General features: G+C 66.0%; 9 protein-coding genes. 5 read left to right on the forward strand and 4 right to left on the reverse strand.

The genetic code is table 11. The features are described 5' to 3' along the window. Positions 1-3: 3 nt before the first annotated feature. Positions 4-1,731: a caspase family protein gene (locus ACPPVR_RS14425; RefSeq protein WP_426614855.1), complete on the reverse strand. Its 1,728-nt coding sequence runs from the start codon at positions 1,729-1,731 to the stop codon at positions 4-6. Positions 1,732-1,885: 154 nt separating this feature from the next. Between ACPPVR_RS14425 and ACPPVR_RS14430 the strand changes: the two genes are divergently transcribed. After that, the gene (locus ACPPVR_RS14430) at positions 1,886-2,329 is read left to right on the forward strand and encodes an RbsD/FucU family protein (RefSeq protein ID WP_426614856.1); all 444 of its coding nucleotides are present in this window, start codon (positions 1,886-1,888) and stop codon (positions 2,327-2,329) included. A 52-nt stretch (positions 2,330-2,381) separates the two neighbouring features. Here ACPPVR_RS14430 and ACPPVR_RS14435 read toward each other — a convergent pair whose 3' ends face one another. After that, positions 2,382-3,734 (reverse strand): hypothetical protein, encoded by a 1,353-nt coding sequence (locus ACPPVR_RS14435; RefSeq protein WP_426614857.1) that lies wholly within the window; start codon positions 3,732-3,734, stop codon positions 2,382-2,384. Between the two features lie 75 nt (positions 3,735-3,809). On the opposite strand from ACPPVR_RS14435, the gene ACPPVR_RS14440 reads away from it, so the two are divergent. Beyond that, complete coding sequence (locus tag ACPPVR_RS14440; RefSeq protein WP_426614858.1) at positions 3,810-5,006, forward strand: MFS transporter; 1,197 nt, start codon at positions 3,810-3,812, stop codon at positions 5,004-5,006. On the opposite strand, the gene dgcA is transcribed toward ACPPVR_RS14440, so the two are convergent. Continuing rightward, positions 4,976-5,971 carry an N-acetyl-D-Glu racemase DgcA gene (dgcA, locus tag ACPPVR_RS14445; protein WP_426614859.1) on the reverse strand — a complete coding sequence of 332 codons (996 nt, stop codon included), beginning with the start codon at positions 5,969-5,971 and terminating at the stop codon, positions 4,976-4,978. The two genes, ACPPVR_RS14440 and dgcA, sit on opposite strands and share 31 nt — an antisense overlap. A gap of 134 nt (positions 5,972-6,105) precedes the next feature. Here dgcA and ACPPVR_RS14450 point away from each other — a divergent pair, with 134 nt between their 5' ends. The 3 genes from ACPPVR_RS14450 to ACPPVR_RS14460 are packed head-to-tail and all read left to right on the forward strand — an operon-like array spanning position 6,106 to position 8,922. After that, a complete protein-coding gene (locus ACPPVR_RS14450; RefSeq protein WP_426614860.1) occupies positions 6,106-7,239 on the forward strand; it encodes an MlaE family ABC transporter permease in 1,134 nt (377 codons plus the stop codon). A gap of 2 nt (positions 7,240-7,241) precedes the next feature. After that, the gene (locus tag ACPPVR_RS14455; protein WP_426614861.1) at positions 7,242-8,024 is read left to right on the forward strand and encodes an ABC transporter ATP-binding protein; all 783 of its coding nucleotides are present in this window, start codon (positions 7,242-7,244) and stop codon (positions 8,022-8,024) included. A 16-nt stretch (positions 8,025-8,040) separates the two neighbouring features. Beyond that, a complete protein-coding gene (locus tag ACPPVR_RS14460) occupies positions 8,041-8,922 on the forward strand; it encodes an MlaD family protein (RefSeq protein WP_426614862.1) in 882 nt (293 codons plus the stop codon). Between the two features lie 237 nt (positions 8,923-9,159). On the opposite strand, the gene ACPPVR_RS14465 is transcribed toward ACPPVR_RS14460, so the two are convergent. Beyond that, positions 9,160-14,868 carry a negative regulator of septation ring formation gene (locus ACPPVR_RS14465; RefSeq protein WP_426614863.1) on the reverse strand — a complete coding sequence of 1,903 codons (5,709 nt, stop codon included), beginning with the start codon at positions 14,866-14,868 and terminating at the stop codon, positions 9,160-9,162. Between the last annotated feature and the right edge of the window lie 208 nt (positions 14,869-15,076).

Genomic DNA, 15,076 nt, shown 5'->3' on the forward strand with positions numbered 1-15,076 from the left:
CGATCAGTGCATGAAGCTGCTGCGGTGGTTGTTGCCGCTGTTCATGTTCGACGACTGGTTCATCGACTGCCGGACGTTGTTGCCGCCGCCATTGGGCATCGCATTGAACTGCGGGCGGTTGTTCTGCTGGTTGTTTTGGACCTGCACCTTGTTCACCGGGTTGTTGTTGAGCTTGACGTCGTTGTTGACGTGGATCGGATTGTTCTGCGTCTGCACGTTGGTCGTCTTCATGTCGACAGTCTTCACGTCGACATTCGAGCCACCCTTGCTGACATTCACCGGCATGCTCACGATCTTGCCCGGGTTGCTGTTGGTATTGCCGGCATTTGGCGTGGTGCTGGTCACCGGCAGCGTCACGATCTTGCCGATGCCGCCGTTGTTGGTCGTGGTGTTGGTCGGCGCGGGCAGGGTGACGATCTTGCTGATGACGTTGCTGTCGACCGGCTTCTGCACGACCGGCAGGTTGGCATTCAGCTGCTGGCCGCCATTGCCCTGCTGGATCAGCGGCATGTATTTGGGCTGGCCGAGATTGCCGATCTTCAAGGTCGGGGCAATGTTCTGCGGGGCCAAGAACTTCGTCGCCTGCATCAAGGGGATCAGCTTCGGCTGCGTCTCGAGCTTCAGCGCGATTTGCGCATAGGGGCTGTTGCCGTAGTTATTATAGAAAGCCTTGTAGCCGATCGGCGAATTCGCGAGCACCGCCTGGTGCCAGGCCTGCGACAGCAGCAGGTTCGACAGCAGCCAGCGGATGTGATCGCACAGCGGGTCGTGCGGATACATCGCGATGAACTCCTGATAATACTCGGGCCGGCCTTCGGACAGCACGTAGTCATAGGCCTGGCGGGTCGAGCGGCTCGGCAGGTTGGAGGCCATCTGCACGACCGGCGTATTGACCGGCGCACGGTTGGCGGCAACGGCCGTGTCGCCGAAGAAGGTGAAGTCAGAGGTCAGCGATGAGCTTTCCCAGGGAACCTGCGCGCCGCTGGTGGTCTGGTTAACCTGGAGACGCACGCGCTTGAACAGCTGCTCGATCGGCACGTTGGGTTCGCGCGCAGCGTTGAGGAAGGCCTGCGTATAGGGGCTGTGGCCGCCAACGCCGTCGAGCGCCTCAGTGCCCGGCGCGGTCGAGTAGCCGACGATAGAGCCGTTCGGCGCATCGACGATGGCGAGCCCGCGGCTGGCGTCGTTGACATTCGGGAACGGGTTGTTGCGGCAGGCATCGAGGATGACGATGCGCATCCGGCTCGGGATCGTCTCCAGCGTCGACATCACGTCGACGAGGCGCACCGAGTTGTTGACGAGCTCAGTCTGGCTCGTGACCTTGGCGTCGATGGGAACGAGATAGTTCTCGCCGGCGAGTTGCACGCCGTGACCGGCGTAATAGACCATGGCGACCGTGTTCGGACCACGCGCGGACACCTTGGCGGAAAAATCCTGCACGACGCGGAGCATGTCGTTCTGGGTCAAATCCGTCGCCGAGATCACCTCGAAGCCGGCCGAGTTCAGGAATTGCGCCATCGACTGCGCGTCATTGTCGGGGTTCGCAAGCTGCGGCGCGTTCTGGTAGTTCGAATTGCCGATCACCAGCGCCACCCGCTGCTCTGGGCCTTGCAGCGCGGTTGGGGGCGCCGGCTCGACGGGGGCGACTTGTGCGGAAACGGGGCCGCAGGCGAAGCCGAACAGGCTTCCCAGCAGGCCCGCAGTCATCAGGGCGGATTTCAGGCGGAACATGGCGAGCTCCCAGGGCTAATCTCGAGCGCTAATCTCGATGCGAGATTGGTTGCGCCGAAGCCTGGCCGCGTTCGAGCCCAGGGTCCGTGATCGCGATCACCGTGGTACCATGCGTGATCTGAATCACGTTGGAACCCTCCATGGTGAGCGTCACATGCTGAAATCGATCGATCCGATCCTCACGCCCGACCTGCTCTGGCTGCTCGCCTCGATGGGCCATGGCGACGACCTCGTGGTCGTCGATGCCAATCATCCGGCGACACACATCGCCCGGACGACGTCGTCGCAGCGCCTGATCCAGCTGCCGGGCATCAGCATGGAGACCGCGGTGCGCGCCATCATGACGCTCTATCCGCTCGACGATTTCGATCCCGATCCGGTGCGCGTGATGATGCCGGTCGACGACCCCGACCGCGTACCCGACGTGCAGCGCGCGGTGCTTGCGGAGATCGACCGCGCCGTCGGCCGCTCCATCGCCCCCGGCAAGCTGTCGCGGCCGGACTTTTATCGCGCGGCCGCGGCAAGCTTCGGCGTCGTGCAGGTCGGTGACAGCAGGGGCTATGGCTGCTTCCTGATCCGCAAGGGCGTGATCAACTAGGGGAAGCTACGAACGAGCGAGCGCAGCGACGATGTGGAGAGGCAAGCGCGCCTTACGAAAAGAACGCGATCTTCTCGGCTTGTGTCATGCGGCGGATCGGCGCGAGTACGTCGTTGGCGGCAGCGCGGGGTTTTTGCAGTATGCCGCTGGCCAGGATGGTTGCGCCGAGCGAGGCTTCGGACAGAGGTGACGGCATCGGGAGTGTCGCGGTCGGGGCCGAGGCGAATGTTGCCGTGGGCGCCATCGCCATGGCGGGTTGTTCCATCACTTCGGCGGCGGCTTCGGCAATGGCATCGGTGAGGCGCGCGAGCGACTCCATCGCGATCGGCGCCTCGATGACTGGCTCCTCCACGTACGGAGCCACGGCCGGCTGCGCTGCGACCAGCTCCGGAACCTCGGCGGCGAGTGGCGCGACCTCCGCAGCCATTGGCTCCGGGATGTCCGCAGGGATTTCCATGGGCTCGACGATCTCGTCGAACTCCGGATCGGGCGCGGCCATCTCCATCGCGATCGCGGCGAGCACGGCGTCGTCCTCGGCTTCCGCGGCGGCGTCGAACGAAAACTCGTCGGTGATCTCTGCGACGGCGGCAGGCTCGATGCCGCCTTCCTCAACCGCAGCGAAGCTCTCTTCGACGGCGGCGTGGCTTTCAGCAATCTCCGGCTCGATCGCGATGTCGATTGCTTCCTCGGCACCAGACATCGCTTTAGCAACGCTACTTGCTTCAACGACCGCTTCGGGCTCGGGAGTCTGTGCGATCTCCTGCGGCGCCTCCGTAAAAGCCACGGGTGCTTCGCTCGCCATGGTCTCAGCAGGCGGGGCTTCCGCCACCGGCGAGGGAGGGGCCTCTGCTTGCGGCGCAGCCGAGCCGTCCGCATCGGTCTGCTCGACCCGGTCCTTCAGGAGATCGAAGGCAGCCTTGAGGTCCTCGCGCGGGTCGATGATCGAAACCTGGGCGCAGGCCGCCTCGATGGAGGAGAGCTGCGAATCAATCAAATCACAGATTCGCCCGTCGGCGCCGATCTCGCGCCAGCGCCAGGAGATCTCCTTGATGATGCGCACGCCGCGCGGGATCGCGGCAAGGCTCGCCTCGATCGCGGCGGGGTCGAAGGCTGCGATCGCGATCGTCTCGGCCTCGCGGATCGCGCGGCGGATCTCGACCAGTGCTTCGGGCAGGCGGTCCTCGACGACGGGTTGTCGCTGTGCCGCAAGGGTTTCTTCGATTTTCGCGACGGCGTCGAGCACCATGCTGGTGTCGGCATTGCGGTTGCGCTTGGCATATTCGCCGAGGAACCAGCGGCCGCGCGCGGTCTCCATGAAGGCTTCGCGGATCGCGTCGTAATCCTGCTCGTTCGGCTCGGCCGCGCGGGCAGACATAGGCGAAAGGGCGAATGCTTCGTTGGCCATGTCAATCTCGTCGCGCAAATCACCGCGCGTTACAGTAACGATCACCACGATATCGACCGAATCGCAATTGGTTTGATGCCAGCCGAATCACAAATCCCCACCACAGCCTCCGAGAAGCGGCGATTCGCCGTGAATCTGGCGCTGTTCTATTCGGCCGTGTTCGCAGTGTCGGGCACGCATCTGCCGTTCTTCCCGCTCTGGCTCAAGTCGATCGGCATCGACGCGGGATGGATCGGCCTCATCAACGCACTACCGGCGATCACGCGCTTCACCACGCTGCCGCAAATCACCGCCCTTGCCGAAAAGCGACACGCGATTCGCGCCGGCATGATGATCTCGGTGCTGGCAACCGCGATCGGGTTTGCGGCGGTCGGCCTGCAACAGCAGCCGCTGGCGCTGTTCCTGATCTATGCGCTGACTTGCATGATGTGGACGCCGACGACCCCGCTGACGGACGCCTACGCGCTGCGCGGTGTCGCCCGTTACGGGCTCGACTACGGCCCGTTGCGGCTGTGGGGCTCGGCGGCCTTCGCCGCGGGCGCGCTTGCCTGCGGCTATCTCGTCGACAGCATCGCGACGCGCGACCTGATCTGGATCATCGTCGCGTGGGCTGTCGTCGCGGTGCTCGCAAGCCTGCTGCTCCGGCCCCTGGACGACGCGCGGCGAAAGTCTGTCGAGGCGCACAACAACAGAGCGCTGCTGCGCGATGCCGGATTCTGGGCCATCATCGCTTCGGCCGCGCTGATCCAGGGCAGTCACGTCGCCTATTACACGTTCTCGGCCATCAACTGGCAGCTCCAGGGTCTCGGCGGGTTGACCATCGCGGGCCTCTGGACGCTGGGGGTGATCGCCGAGATCATCGTCTTCGCGTTGTCGCCACGCTTCTCGCTGCATCCGTCGTCGCTGATGGCGATTGGCGGCGCGAGCGCCGTGGTGCGCTGGATCGTCACCGCGCACGAGCCGCCGCTCGCGCTGCTCGCGATCGTGCAGCTCGGCCATGGCCTCACCTTCGGGATGACCATCGTCGGCACGATGAATCTGCTGGTGCAGCGCGTGCCGCTGCATCGGATCGCGCGCGGGCAGGGCTATTATGCCGCGTGCAGCGGGCTGCTGGGCGCGACGACCTCGATCGCATCAGGCGTGATCTACGCCCGCATCGGCGATGGCCTGTACTACGTCATGGCTGCGATGGCCGCCGCCGGTGCGCTGCTGATCTGGTCGGCGCGGCACCGGCTGAAAGCTCATCCCCAGAGCGAGGAGTCCGGCGGATAGACCAGGCTCTCATCATAGCGCAGTCCGTGATCGCGATCGCGCGCCAGCAGCAGCGGGCCGTCGAGATCGACGAACCGCGCCTGCGGCGTCACCAGCATTGCCGGCGCCATCGATAGCGAGGTCGCGACCATGCAACCGATCATGATCTCGAAGCCGAGCGCCTGTGCGGCGTCGGCCATCGCCAGCGCCTCGGTGAGGCCGCCGGTCTTGTCGAGTTTGATGTTCACGGCGTCGTAGCGCTCGCGCAAGGGCGCCAGCGAGTTGCGGTCGTGCACGCTCTCGTCGGCGCAGACCGAAAGCGGCCGCTTGATCCGCGCCAGCGCCTCGTCCTTGCCGGCCGGCAGCGGCTGCTCGACCAGGGTGGCGCCGACCGCATCGCAGGCGGCGAGATTGTGCTCCAGATTGGCCTCGGTCCAGGCCTCGTTGGCATCGACGATCAGCTCCGATTCGGGAGCGGCCTTGCGCACCGCGGCGATCCGCTCGGGATCGCCATCGCCGCCGAGCTTGATCTTGAGCAGCGGCCGGTGCGCCGCCTTGGCGGTCGCGGCCGCCATGGCCTCGGGCGTGCCCAGCGAGATTGTGTAAGCCGTGGTGCGCTCGCCGGGGATCGGACGGTCCAGCAGGTTCCAGGCTCGCATGCCCGCCGCCTTGGCCTCCAGGTCGATCAGGGCGCAATCCAGCGCGTTGCGGGCCGCGCCCGGCGGCATGGCGGCTTGCAGGGCCTGCCTCGTGAGCCCGCCGGTCACGGCCGCCTGCATGGCCTGGATGGCCGCAAGGGTCGCCTCGGGGGTCTCGCCGTAGCGGGGATAGGGCACGCATTCGCCGCGGCCGGTCAGCCCGTTCCGGCTCAATTCGGCCACGACGGTCACGGCCTCGGTCTTGGCGCCCCGGCTGATGGTGAAGCTGCCAGCGATCGGAAAGCGCTCGATTCGCACGCGAAGTGCCGGAACTTTGCTGGAAGTCATTTTGAACTCTGGCGAAATCTGAACCTGCTAGTTACCTCTAGCAACTAACAATGGCCAGTTGGGGGTACCTTTTCTAGGTAAGGGCGCGTGCGCAATCATCTGATTTACTCCGCCTCGGCACGGGAGCGGACATCTTGAGCGGCGATCCGAAGCTCGAACGGATTGCCAAAGGCAACGCGCTGGCCCTCTGCGCCACCGGAACCTGGACCGCGAGCTTCGCGCCGGTCCTGGAGCGGATGGTCGCCGACGCGGAGAAACTTGCCGGTGGCCCGCAGAGCATCTTCATTGACGTCTCCGAAGTCGCCAAGCTCGACACCTTCGGTGCCTGGCTGATCGAGCGGCTGCGCCGCAGCCTGACGCAAGGCGCTGTCGAGGCGCAGATCGCAGGTCTCTCCGCCAATTATTCGAGCCTCGTGGACGAGGTGCGCCGGGTCAATGCGACGCCCGTGGTCGATGCCAGCACGATCACCATCACCGGTATGCTGGAGCAGATCGGCCGTGCCGTCGCCGGCGTTGCCGGGACGGTTGCCGGCCTGATCGACATGCTCGGCGCGGTGCTCGCGGCGGGCGGGCGCACGCTGATTCACCCGCGCTCGTTCCGCCTGACCTCGACCGTGCATCATCTCGAGCAGGTCTGCTGGCGCGCGGTGCCGATCGTGGTGCTGATCACCTTCCTGATCGGCTGCATCATCGCGCAACAGGGCATCTTCCATTTCCGCCGGTTCGGCGCCGACATCTTCGTGGTCGACATGCTCGGCGTGCTGGTACTGCGCGAGATCGGCGTGCTGCTGGTCGCGATCATGGTCGCGGGCCGCTCCGGCAGCGCCTATACCGCCGAACTCGGCTCAATGAAGATGCGCGAGGAGATCGACGCGCTGCGGACCATGGGCTTTGACCCGATCGAGGTGCTGGTGTTGCCGCGCATGCTGGCCCTGGTGCTGGCGCTGCCGATCCTGGCCTTTCTCGGCGCCATGGCCGCGCTCTATGGCGGCGGCCTCGTTGCCTGGCTCTATGGCGGCGTCGATCCCGAAGCGTTTCTATTACGTCTGCGCGACGCCATCTCGATCGATCATTTCATCGTCGGCATTGTCAAGGCACCGGTGATGGCTGCGGTGATCGGCATCGTCGCCTGCGTCGAAGGGCTTGCGGTGCAGGGCAGCGCGGAATCGCTCGGACAGCACACCACCGCCTCGGTGGTGAAGGGCATCTTCTTCGTCATCGTGATGGACGGCGTGTTCGCCATCTTCTTCGCATCGATCGGAATGTGATGATGGCGCGAGAAGTTCAAAACGCGATCCAAGATCCCATCATCCGCGTCCGCGACATCACCGTGCAGTTCGGCACGACGCGCGTGCTCGACGGCCTCAATCTCGACGTCAAGCGCGGCGAGATTCTTGGCTTCGTCGGTCCCTCCGGTGCGGGCAAGTCGGTGCTGACGCGCACCATCATCGGTCTGGTGCCGAAGGTCGCAGGGCGCATCGAGGTGTTCGGCGTCGATCTCGATGCCTCCAATACGTCGCAGCGCCGCAACGTCGAGCGGCGCTGGGGCGTGCTGTTCCAGCAGGGCGCGCTGTTCTCCTCGCTCACGGTGCGGCAGAACATCCAGTTTCCGATGCGCGAATACTTACGCGTCTCGCAGCGGCTGATGGACGAGATCACCATCGCCAAGCTCACCATGGTCGGCCTCAAGCCGGAAGTGGCCGAGCGCTTTCCGTCGGAACTGTCCGGCGGCATGATCAAGCGCGTTGCGCTCGCGCGCGCGCTGTCGCTCGATCCGGACCTCGTGTTCCTCGATGAACCGACCTCCGGCCTCGATCCGATCGGCGCCGGCGACTTCGACGAGCTGGTCAGGACGCTGCAGCGTACTTTGGGGCTGACCGTTTTCATGGTAACGCACGACCTCGACAGCCTTTACACAGCTTGCGACCGCATCGCCGTTTTAGGGAACGGCAAGATCATTGCGGCAGGGTCGATCGCCGACATGCAGGCCTCGCAGCATCCCTGGCTGAGGCAATATTTCCATGGCAAGCGCGCTCGCGCGGTGATGGGCTGAGGTGCCGGAGTAGCTAATGGAAACGCGCGCAAATTACGTATTGATCGGGTCGTTCACGCTGGCGGTCATCGCCGCGGCGATCGGCTTCGTGCTCTGGTTCCAGTCGCTGCACACCACCAAGCAGCGCAGCTCGCTGCGCGTCGTGTTCGAGGGTCCGGCATCAGGCCTGCGCAATGGCGGCAGCGTCAATTTCAACGGTATCCGGGTGGGCGAGGTGGTCTCGGTGAAGCTCGATAACCCGCGGCGGGTTGTCGCACTCGCCATGATCGAGAACAACGCCCCGATCCGCAAGGACACCCTGGTCGGCCTCGAATTCCAGGGCCTGACCGGCGTCGCCGCAATCTCGCTCAAGGGCGGCGAGGAGGCGGCTCCGTCGCCGCCGCTCGACGAGGACGGCATCCCGACGCTGACAGCCGATCCCAACAAGCTCCAGGACGTCACCGAGGCGATCCGCGGCACGCTCCAGAACATCAACAAGATCGTCGCCGACAACCAGGAATCGGTGAAGAACTCGCTGAAGAACCTCGAGACCTTCACCAACTCGCTCGCCCGCAACTCCGAGAAGATCGATGGTGTGATGGCCAAGGTCGACGGCGTGATGCTCAAGGCCGACAACCTCATGCTCGGCCTCAACACGCTGGCCGGCGGCAAGGACGGCGGCGAGCTGTTCCTGGCCGTGAAGTCGATCCGCGAACTTGCCGACGATTTCGACAAGCGCTCCGGCGCATTGATGACCGATGGCCGCCGCACCCTCGGCGACATCAGTCGCGCCGTGACCAATTTCGACCGCAACCCGACCCGCGTGTTGTTCGGCGCCAGCAACAACGCGCCAGCCGCCGCTCCGCCGCCGGCTGAGGCGCCGAAGCCGGCGCCCGCGAATGAGCGCAAGCGGCAATAACCGTTTCGTCCACGGCTCTCTCCTCCGTCATTGCGAGGAGCTCTTGCGACGAAGCAAACCAGACTGTGTCCTTGGAGGCAGTCTGGATTGCTTCGCTTCGCTCGCAATGACGGTGCTTGTAGAGGCGCCGCAATCTCCCAACGCGCAGCGAATTGATAGCCCGATAGCGAGCCCAAACAAAAACGGAGGCCGTGAGGCCTCCGTTTTCATTCGCTATTCGTTGTCGCTACGGGCTGCTCACCCCAGCCGTCCCGCGCTGTGTGCGAGCAGCGTGTACACCAGGCCGGTCTCCGAGGTCAGGTGGCTGCGCAGTTCCTGCGGGCCACGGCCGTCACGGGCGATTTCGTCGAGCAGGCGTTCGAACTCGCTGATGTAGCGGTCGACCGTCGCCTTGAAGTTGCGGTCGGAGCGGTACTTGCGGGCGACCTCGTCGAAGGCCTTCTGGCCGGCGGGCGTGTACAGGCGCTTGGTGAAGGCCTTGTTCTCGCCGCGCTGGTAGCGGTCCCACATCTCGGAGGCGAGGTTGCGGTCCATCAGCCGGCCGATGTCGAGCGACAGCGATTCCAGCGGATTGCCGCCACCCTGCGGAGCCTGCGGCTGCGGAGCGGGTGCAGCCTGGCGGCCACGCGGGGCCTCACGTCCGGTCAGAGCAGCCTGGTTGGCGTCCGTGCGGTTCAACAAGTCGGACAGCCAGCCGTCGCGGCCCTGGTCGTTGTTGCCGCCAGGTGCGACCGGCGGCGCCTCGGTGCGGCGCGCGGCGGGCACGCCGAGGTCCGGCGGCGGCAGGGTCGAAGCGCTGGCGCTTTCGCGGATGCGCGTCTCGGTGCTGCGGCCGCCAGCAGTGGCCAGCATCGGCTCTTCCTGGCGCGCCGCGGTGGCACGGCCCGTCGTGGTGACGTCGAGGCCACGGCCGTGCTGGGCGACGATGCGGTTGAGCTCGGCGAGCGCCTCGATCTGGTCGACGATCACCTTACGCATCTGCGCAGTGCTCTCGGCGGCCTCCTGCGGCATCTCGAGCACGCCACGGCGCAGCTCGTTGCGGGTGGCCTCGAGCTCGTTGTGCATCTCGAACGCCATCTGCTTCATGCTGGAGACGAGGTTGCCGAACTTCTCGGCCGACTGCTTGAACATCGCATCCGCCTCGTCGGTGGTCTGGCGGTAGATGTCGTGCATCGAGTCGATGGTCTGGCGATGCTCCTCTTCGGACGCAACTCGCACCGCCTCGAACTGGCGGGTGATCGCGGCCGAGCCGGCGCCGGCGGTCTCTGCGACGACGCGGGCGATGTCGCGGGCACGCTCTTCGGCGGCGGCCAGCGATTCATCGAGCAGGCCGGTGAAGCGCGACAGGCGCTGGTCGAGATCGGTCGTGCGCAGGTCGATGGTGGTGACGAGTGATTCCAGCGCCTGCTTGCGTTCGGCGAGCGAAGCGGTGGTGTTCTTGTTGCTCGCTTCGACCACGGCCGCGGCCTCGACGAGCGCCGTGCCGTGCGCGTCGAACTGGGTCGACAGCTCGCCAAGATCCTGGAGCGCCTTCGTGGTCTTCGTATTGAAGACGGTGAGCTGGTCTTCGAGGTTCTGCGTGGCGGCGCCATTGCGCGAGGTGACGTCGTTCATCGCCGAGACGAAGTCGGCGACACGTGTCACCAGCGCCCGCTCGAGCGAGTTGAGGTTGTCGTGGGCACCGGTCAGCACCTCCTGGAGCAGGATGTTGCCTTCGCGCAGCCGCTCGAACAGGGCGACCGTGTCGGTGCGCAGGATCTTGCTGGTCTCCTGCATCTCGGTGACGGCCGCGATCGAGACCTGGCGCGACTGGTCGATCGCCGCGCGAGAGGCATGCTCGAGGTCCTTGAGCGACTTGTTGACCGCACCGGTCGCCATCTCGCTCGCCGAGTTGATGGTGCGGGCGACTTCGGAGCCGTTGCCCATCATGGTTTGCGAGAACGCGTGACCGCGGGTCTCGATCGACTTCAACGCGTCGGAGGTGACGCGGTCGATGTCGAGCGTGAGCTGGCTGGTCTTCGAGCCGATCGCGTCGACGAGCGAGCCGCGCTTGGCGTCGATCATGTTCGCCAGGCGGTCGGACTGCTGCTGCACATAGGTGACGATCTCGTCGGTCTTGCCGGTCATGGCCTGGCCGAAGCTGCTGCTGGCGGCGAGCACCGAACGCTCGACGTCGGCCGAGCTCGACTTGACCCGCGAGCTCGCCTCGTTGGAGGCGTTGATCAGCGCATTCTGGGCGTTGAGCGCGCTGGTCTGGATGTCGTTGGTCGCGTTCGAGGTGGCCGTGCTCAGCGCGCGCTCGATTTCGGTCGAGATCGTGCGGATCTGGCTCGCGGCGTCCGCCGAGGTCGAGGTGAGCGAGGTCTGCGCCTCGCGTGCGCTGTTGAGGATCGTCGAGGCGGTGTCGGCGCCGACCGAGGTCAGCGTGCGCTCGATGTCCGTGGTCAGTGACTTGATCTGGCTCGCCGCATCAGTCGAGGCGGAGATCAGCGTGCCCTGGGCTTCGCGCACGCCGCTGGTGAGCGCTTCGATGGTGGCGCCGCCGGCGGTCGCCAGCGCACGCTGCATCTCGGCCGCCAGCGAGCGGACCTGGCCGGTTTGTTCCGCGGAGACAGCAAGAAGGGTGCTCTGGGCGTCGCGGGCGCTGGCCGTGATCGTCTCGGCGGTGCTCTGGCCGACCTGCGAGAGCGAGCGGTGCACTTCGGCCGCGAGCGACTTGACCTGGCTCGCCGCATCCGAGGAGGCGTTGATCAGCGTGCTCTGGGCTTCGCGGGCGCCCGTCGTGATGGTCTCGGCCGTCGAGGTGCCCGCCATCGAGAGCGAGCGCTGCACGTCGGACGAAAGTGCCTTGATCTGGTTGGCGGTCTCGGCCGAGGCCGCGAGCAGGGCGCTCTGCGCATCGCGGGCGCCGGCGGTGATCGATTCCGCCGTGGTGGAACCGGCCATCGAGAGCGAGCGCTGCACGTCGGCGGTGAGCGCCTTGACGTGGTTGGCCGCGTCCGAAGAGGCGGTGACGAGCGTGGTCTGCACCTCGCGGGCGCCGGCCAGGATCGAGGCCGCGGTGGCCGAGCCTGTCGCCGACAGCGTGCGTTCGACGTCGGCGGCCAGCGACTTGATCTGGTTGGAGGCGTCGCCCGAGGCCGAGACCAGGGTCGATTGCGCCTCGCGGGCGCTGGTCAGGATCGAGTTGGCAGCACCGGTGCCGACCGCAGTCAGCGCGCGTTCGACGTCGGCGGAGGTCATCTTGAGCTGGGCGTTGACGTCGGAGGAGACCGTCATCAGCGACTGCTGGGCGGTGCGCGCACCGGTCTGGATCGTCTCGCTGGTGTTGACCACGAGGTTGGTGAGCGAGCGCTCGGCGTCCTCGACATGCGAGCGGATCGTGGTGGAGATCATCTCGGCGCGGGACATCAGGTCGTCGCTGGCCTGGCGTCCGCTGCTCTCGATGCGGCCGGCGACGGCCTCGACGCGCGAGCCGAGCAGGTCCTCGAACTGCGCCACGCGCACGTCGATGTCGTTGGCGACGGAGCCGACCTTGGTCTCGATGGCCTGGTGGATGTCCTGGAAGCGCGCCGTGATCGTGTCGGTCAGATGCGTGCTGCGACCGTCGATCACCTCGGTGACGCCGGTGATGCGGCGGTCGACCGCGTCGATCGCCTGCGCGGTGCCGTCCGTCAGCGACGACGTCAGCAGGGTGAGGCGGGTGTCGATCGACTGCACGGCCTGCGAAGCGCCGTTCGTCACCGCGGTGGTCAGGTAGGTCAGGCGGGTGTCGATGGATTCGAGCGCCTGCGTCGCGCCGCCGGTGAGCGTCGTGGTCAGATGGGTCAGCCGCGTGTCGATCGTCTGGATCGTCTGCGAGGCGCCATCGGTCAGCGTCGTCGTGAGCTCGGTGAGGCGTGAATCGATGGACTCGAGCGCGCGCGATGCGCCTCCAGTGAGCGACGTCGTGAGGTGGGTGAGGCGGGAGTCGATCGACTGGATTGCCTGGGTCGCACCGTCGGTGAGCGACGTCGAGAGCGAGTTGAGACGTCCGTCGATGGTCTCGGTGACGGATTTTGCGCGCGCGTCGAACGACTGTTCGAGGGCGCCGACGCGGCCGCCGAGCTGCTCGTCGAAAGTCTTGATGTGGCCTTCGATCGTGCTGTCGAGGCCAGCGATCTTGCCGTTCAGCGAGGAGTCGAGGTTGGTGACGTGTTCGCCGATCGTGGTTTCGAACTGCACCAGGCGCTGGTCGAGCGCGCCGGTGATATGGCCACCGTGCGAGGTGAAGCGGGTGTCGAAATTGTCGACATAGGTCTTCAGGCTCTCGTGGATGTCCTGCGTGCGCTGGCCCATGCGTTCGACGATCTCGCCGCCGAACGTCTTCACGGTGCGGTCGAACTCGGAGATGTGGCGCGTGATCAGGGCACCCAGGGTGCCGGAGTCGCGGGCGAACTTCTCGACCAGCTCGGAGCCCTGGTTCTTCACCAGCTCGTCGAACGCGCTCATCTGGAGCGACAGCGAGTCGTGCGCGGTCTCGGTCTGGCTGACGACCTTGGCGACCAGCGTGTTGACGGTGGCGTCGAGCGCTTCGCTCGCCTTGTCGCCGCTCGTCATGATATGGCCGGCGAGCCGGTTGCCGGCGTCGTCGATCTTGGCGGAGAGGTCGTTGGAGCGCAGCTCGAGCTCGAGCAGCAGCGAGTCCGACGAATTCTTCAGGGAGTCGTGCACCTGCTCGGTGCGCTCGGAGATGCCGTCGACGATCGCGGCGGAACGCTGCTCGAACTCGCTGGTGATGCGGTCGACGCGCTCGTTCAGCATCTCGTGGACGCGGTCGGCGAGGTCGACGAACTCGTCGTGGACGTGGCCGGTCTTGAAGTTGAGGCTGGTGGTCAGCCGCTCGCTGGCGTCGAGCACCGCGCGCGTGGTCTCGGCGCTGGCCTCCTCGAGGCGGTCGAGCAGGTCGCCGCCGCGCTCGCCGAGCGCGAGGATCATGTTGTCGCCGGCATTGCTCAGCGCGCCGGTGATGTGGGCGCCGCGCTCTTCCAGTGCGCCGGTGATGGACTTGGCGACCTCATCGACGCGCGAGGCGATCGCATCCGAGATCAGCGCGATGTCGTGGCGCAAATCGATCTGTACGCCGGAGATGGCACTGCGGACCTGCTCGGCCTGGCCGACCAGATTGTCGCGCTGGTGCGCGATGTCCTGGAGCAGGGCGCGGATGCGCACTTCGTTGTCGGAATAGGCGCGTTCGAGCGCAGCGACCTCGTTGGCAACCAGCGTCTCGAGCTCGCCGGCGCGCGCGATGGCGCGCTCGATGCCGTCGCCCATCGCCGCGACCTCGCGGCGGATGGCCTGACCGACGGTGACCATGGAATCGGATGCCGAGCCTTCCGGTTCGGAGAAGCGGATTGCGACCTGCGCCATCGCCTGCGCGACCGAGCTCATTTGCTGGCCGCGCCAGACGAGGCTCGCCAGGAAGTAGAACAGCATGATCGGCGCGAAGAACATCGTGACGAGGCCGGCGATGGCCAGCACGCCGCCGCTCTGGCCCATGGCGGCCTGGATCGAGGGCAGGAAGCCGACCGTCAGCGCGGCGCAGGCCGCGAGCCAGATCACGGTGAAGATGGTTGCGCCCGTGTAGATGCTGCGGGCAGGGCGTCCGGTCTGCAACGACTGGAGCAGCTGGCCGATGGTCTCGCGGTCGTCATTGGCGGCGCGGCGCGACGAGCGCGGTTCCTCGATCGGATCGAACACGTTGCGTTCGTTCGCGGCAGGGCGCGGCTCGAAGACCGGCTCGTCGAACATCGGCGGCATCGGCGGTGCCATCGAAGGCGCCGGTTCGTTCCGCGCCGAGGCATTGCGGCTCGTGTCCGCGGCCGTGTCGCTGATGTTCAGGGCTTCCTGGATCGCAGAAAGCGCATCTTCTGTGGGGTCTTTGGCCTTTTTCGGAGTGTTTGCCATGTTCAGTCCGAGCCCTCGTTACTTGTACGCGTCCCTCCGCGAGCCCCGCGCGCTACGCAAGCCCACAGTCCGGATCATGCCGCTTGCGCGGATTTCCGAGCCGTCCCCACCCGGACGGCTTGTCCGCTAATTTCCGCAACATCCTATTGGCAGAGCGTCGCGAATGAAATGCCTGCGATTAAGACAATCTTAATCATCGTTAACAGGA

This window comes from Bradyrhizobium sp. McL0616 (genome assembly GCF_049993385.1).
Taxonomy (GTDB): Bacteria; Pseudomonadota; Alphaproteobacteria; order Rhizobiales; family Xanthobacteraceae; genus Bradyrhizobium.

Coding starts and splice junctions, on each gene's coding strand:
- ACPPVR_RS14425 (WP_426614855.1), bottom strand. CDS start 1,731: ATGTTCCGCCTGAAATCCGCCCTGATGACTGCGGGCCTGCTGGGAAGC.
- ACPPVR_RS14430 (WP_426614856.1), top strand. CDS start 1,886: ATGCTGAAATCGATCGATCCGATCCTCACGCCCGACCTGCTCTGGCTG.
- ACPPVR_RS14435 (WP_426614857.1), bottom strand. CDS start 3,734: ATGGCCAACGAAGCATTCGCCCTTTCGCCTATGTCTGCCCGCGCGGCC.
- ACPPVR_RS14440 (WP_426614858.1), top strand. CDS start 3,810: ATGCCAGCCGAATCACAAATCCCCACCACAGCCTCCGAGAAGCGGCGA.
- dgcA (WP_426614859.1), bottom strand. CDS start 5,971: ATGACTTCCAGCAAAGTTCCGGCACTTCGCGTGCGAATCGAGCGCTTT.
- ACPPVR_RS14455 (WP_426614861.1), top strand. CDS start 7,242: ATGGCGCGAGAAGTTCAAAACGCGATCCAAGATCCCATCATCCGCGTC.
- ACPPVR_RS14460 (WP_426614862.1), top strand. CDS start 8,041: ATGGAAACGCGCGCAAATTACGTATTGATCGGGTCGTTCACGCTGGCG.
- ACPPVR_RS14465 (WP_426614863.1), bottom strand. CDS start 14,868: ATGGCAAACACTCCGAAAAAGGCCAAAGACCCCACAGAAGATGCGCTT.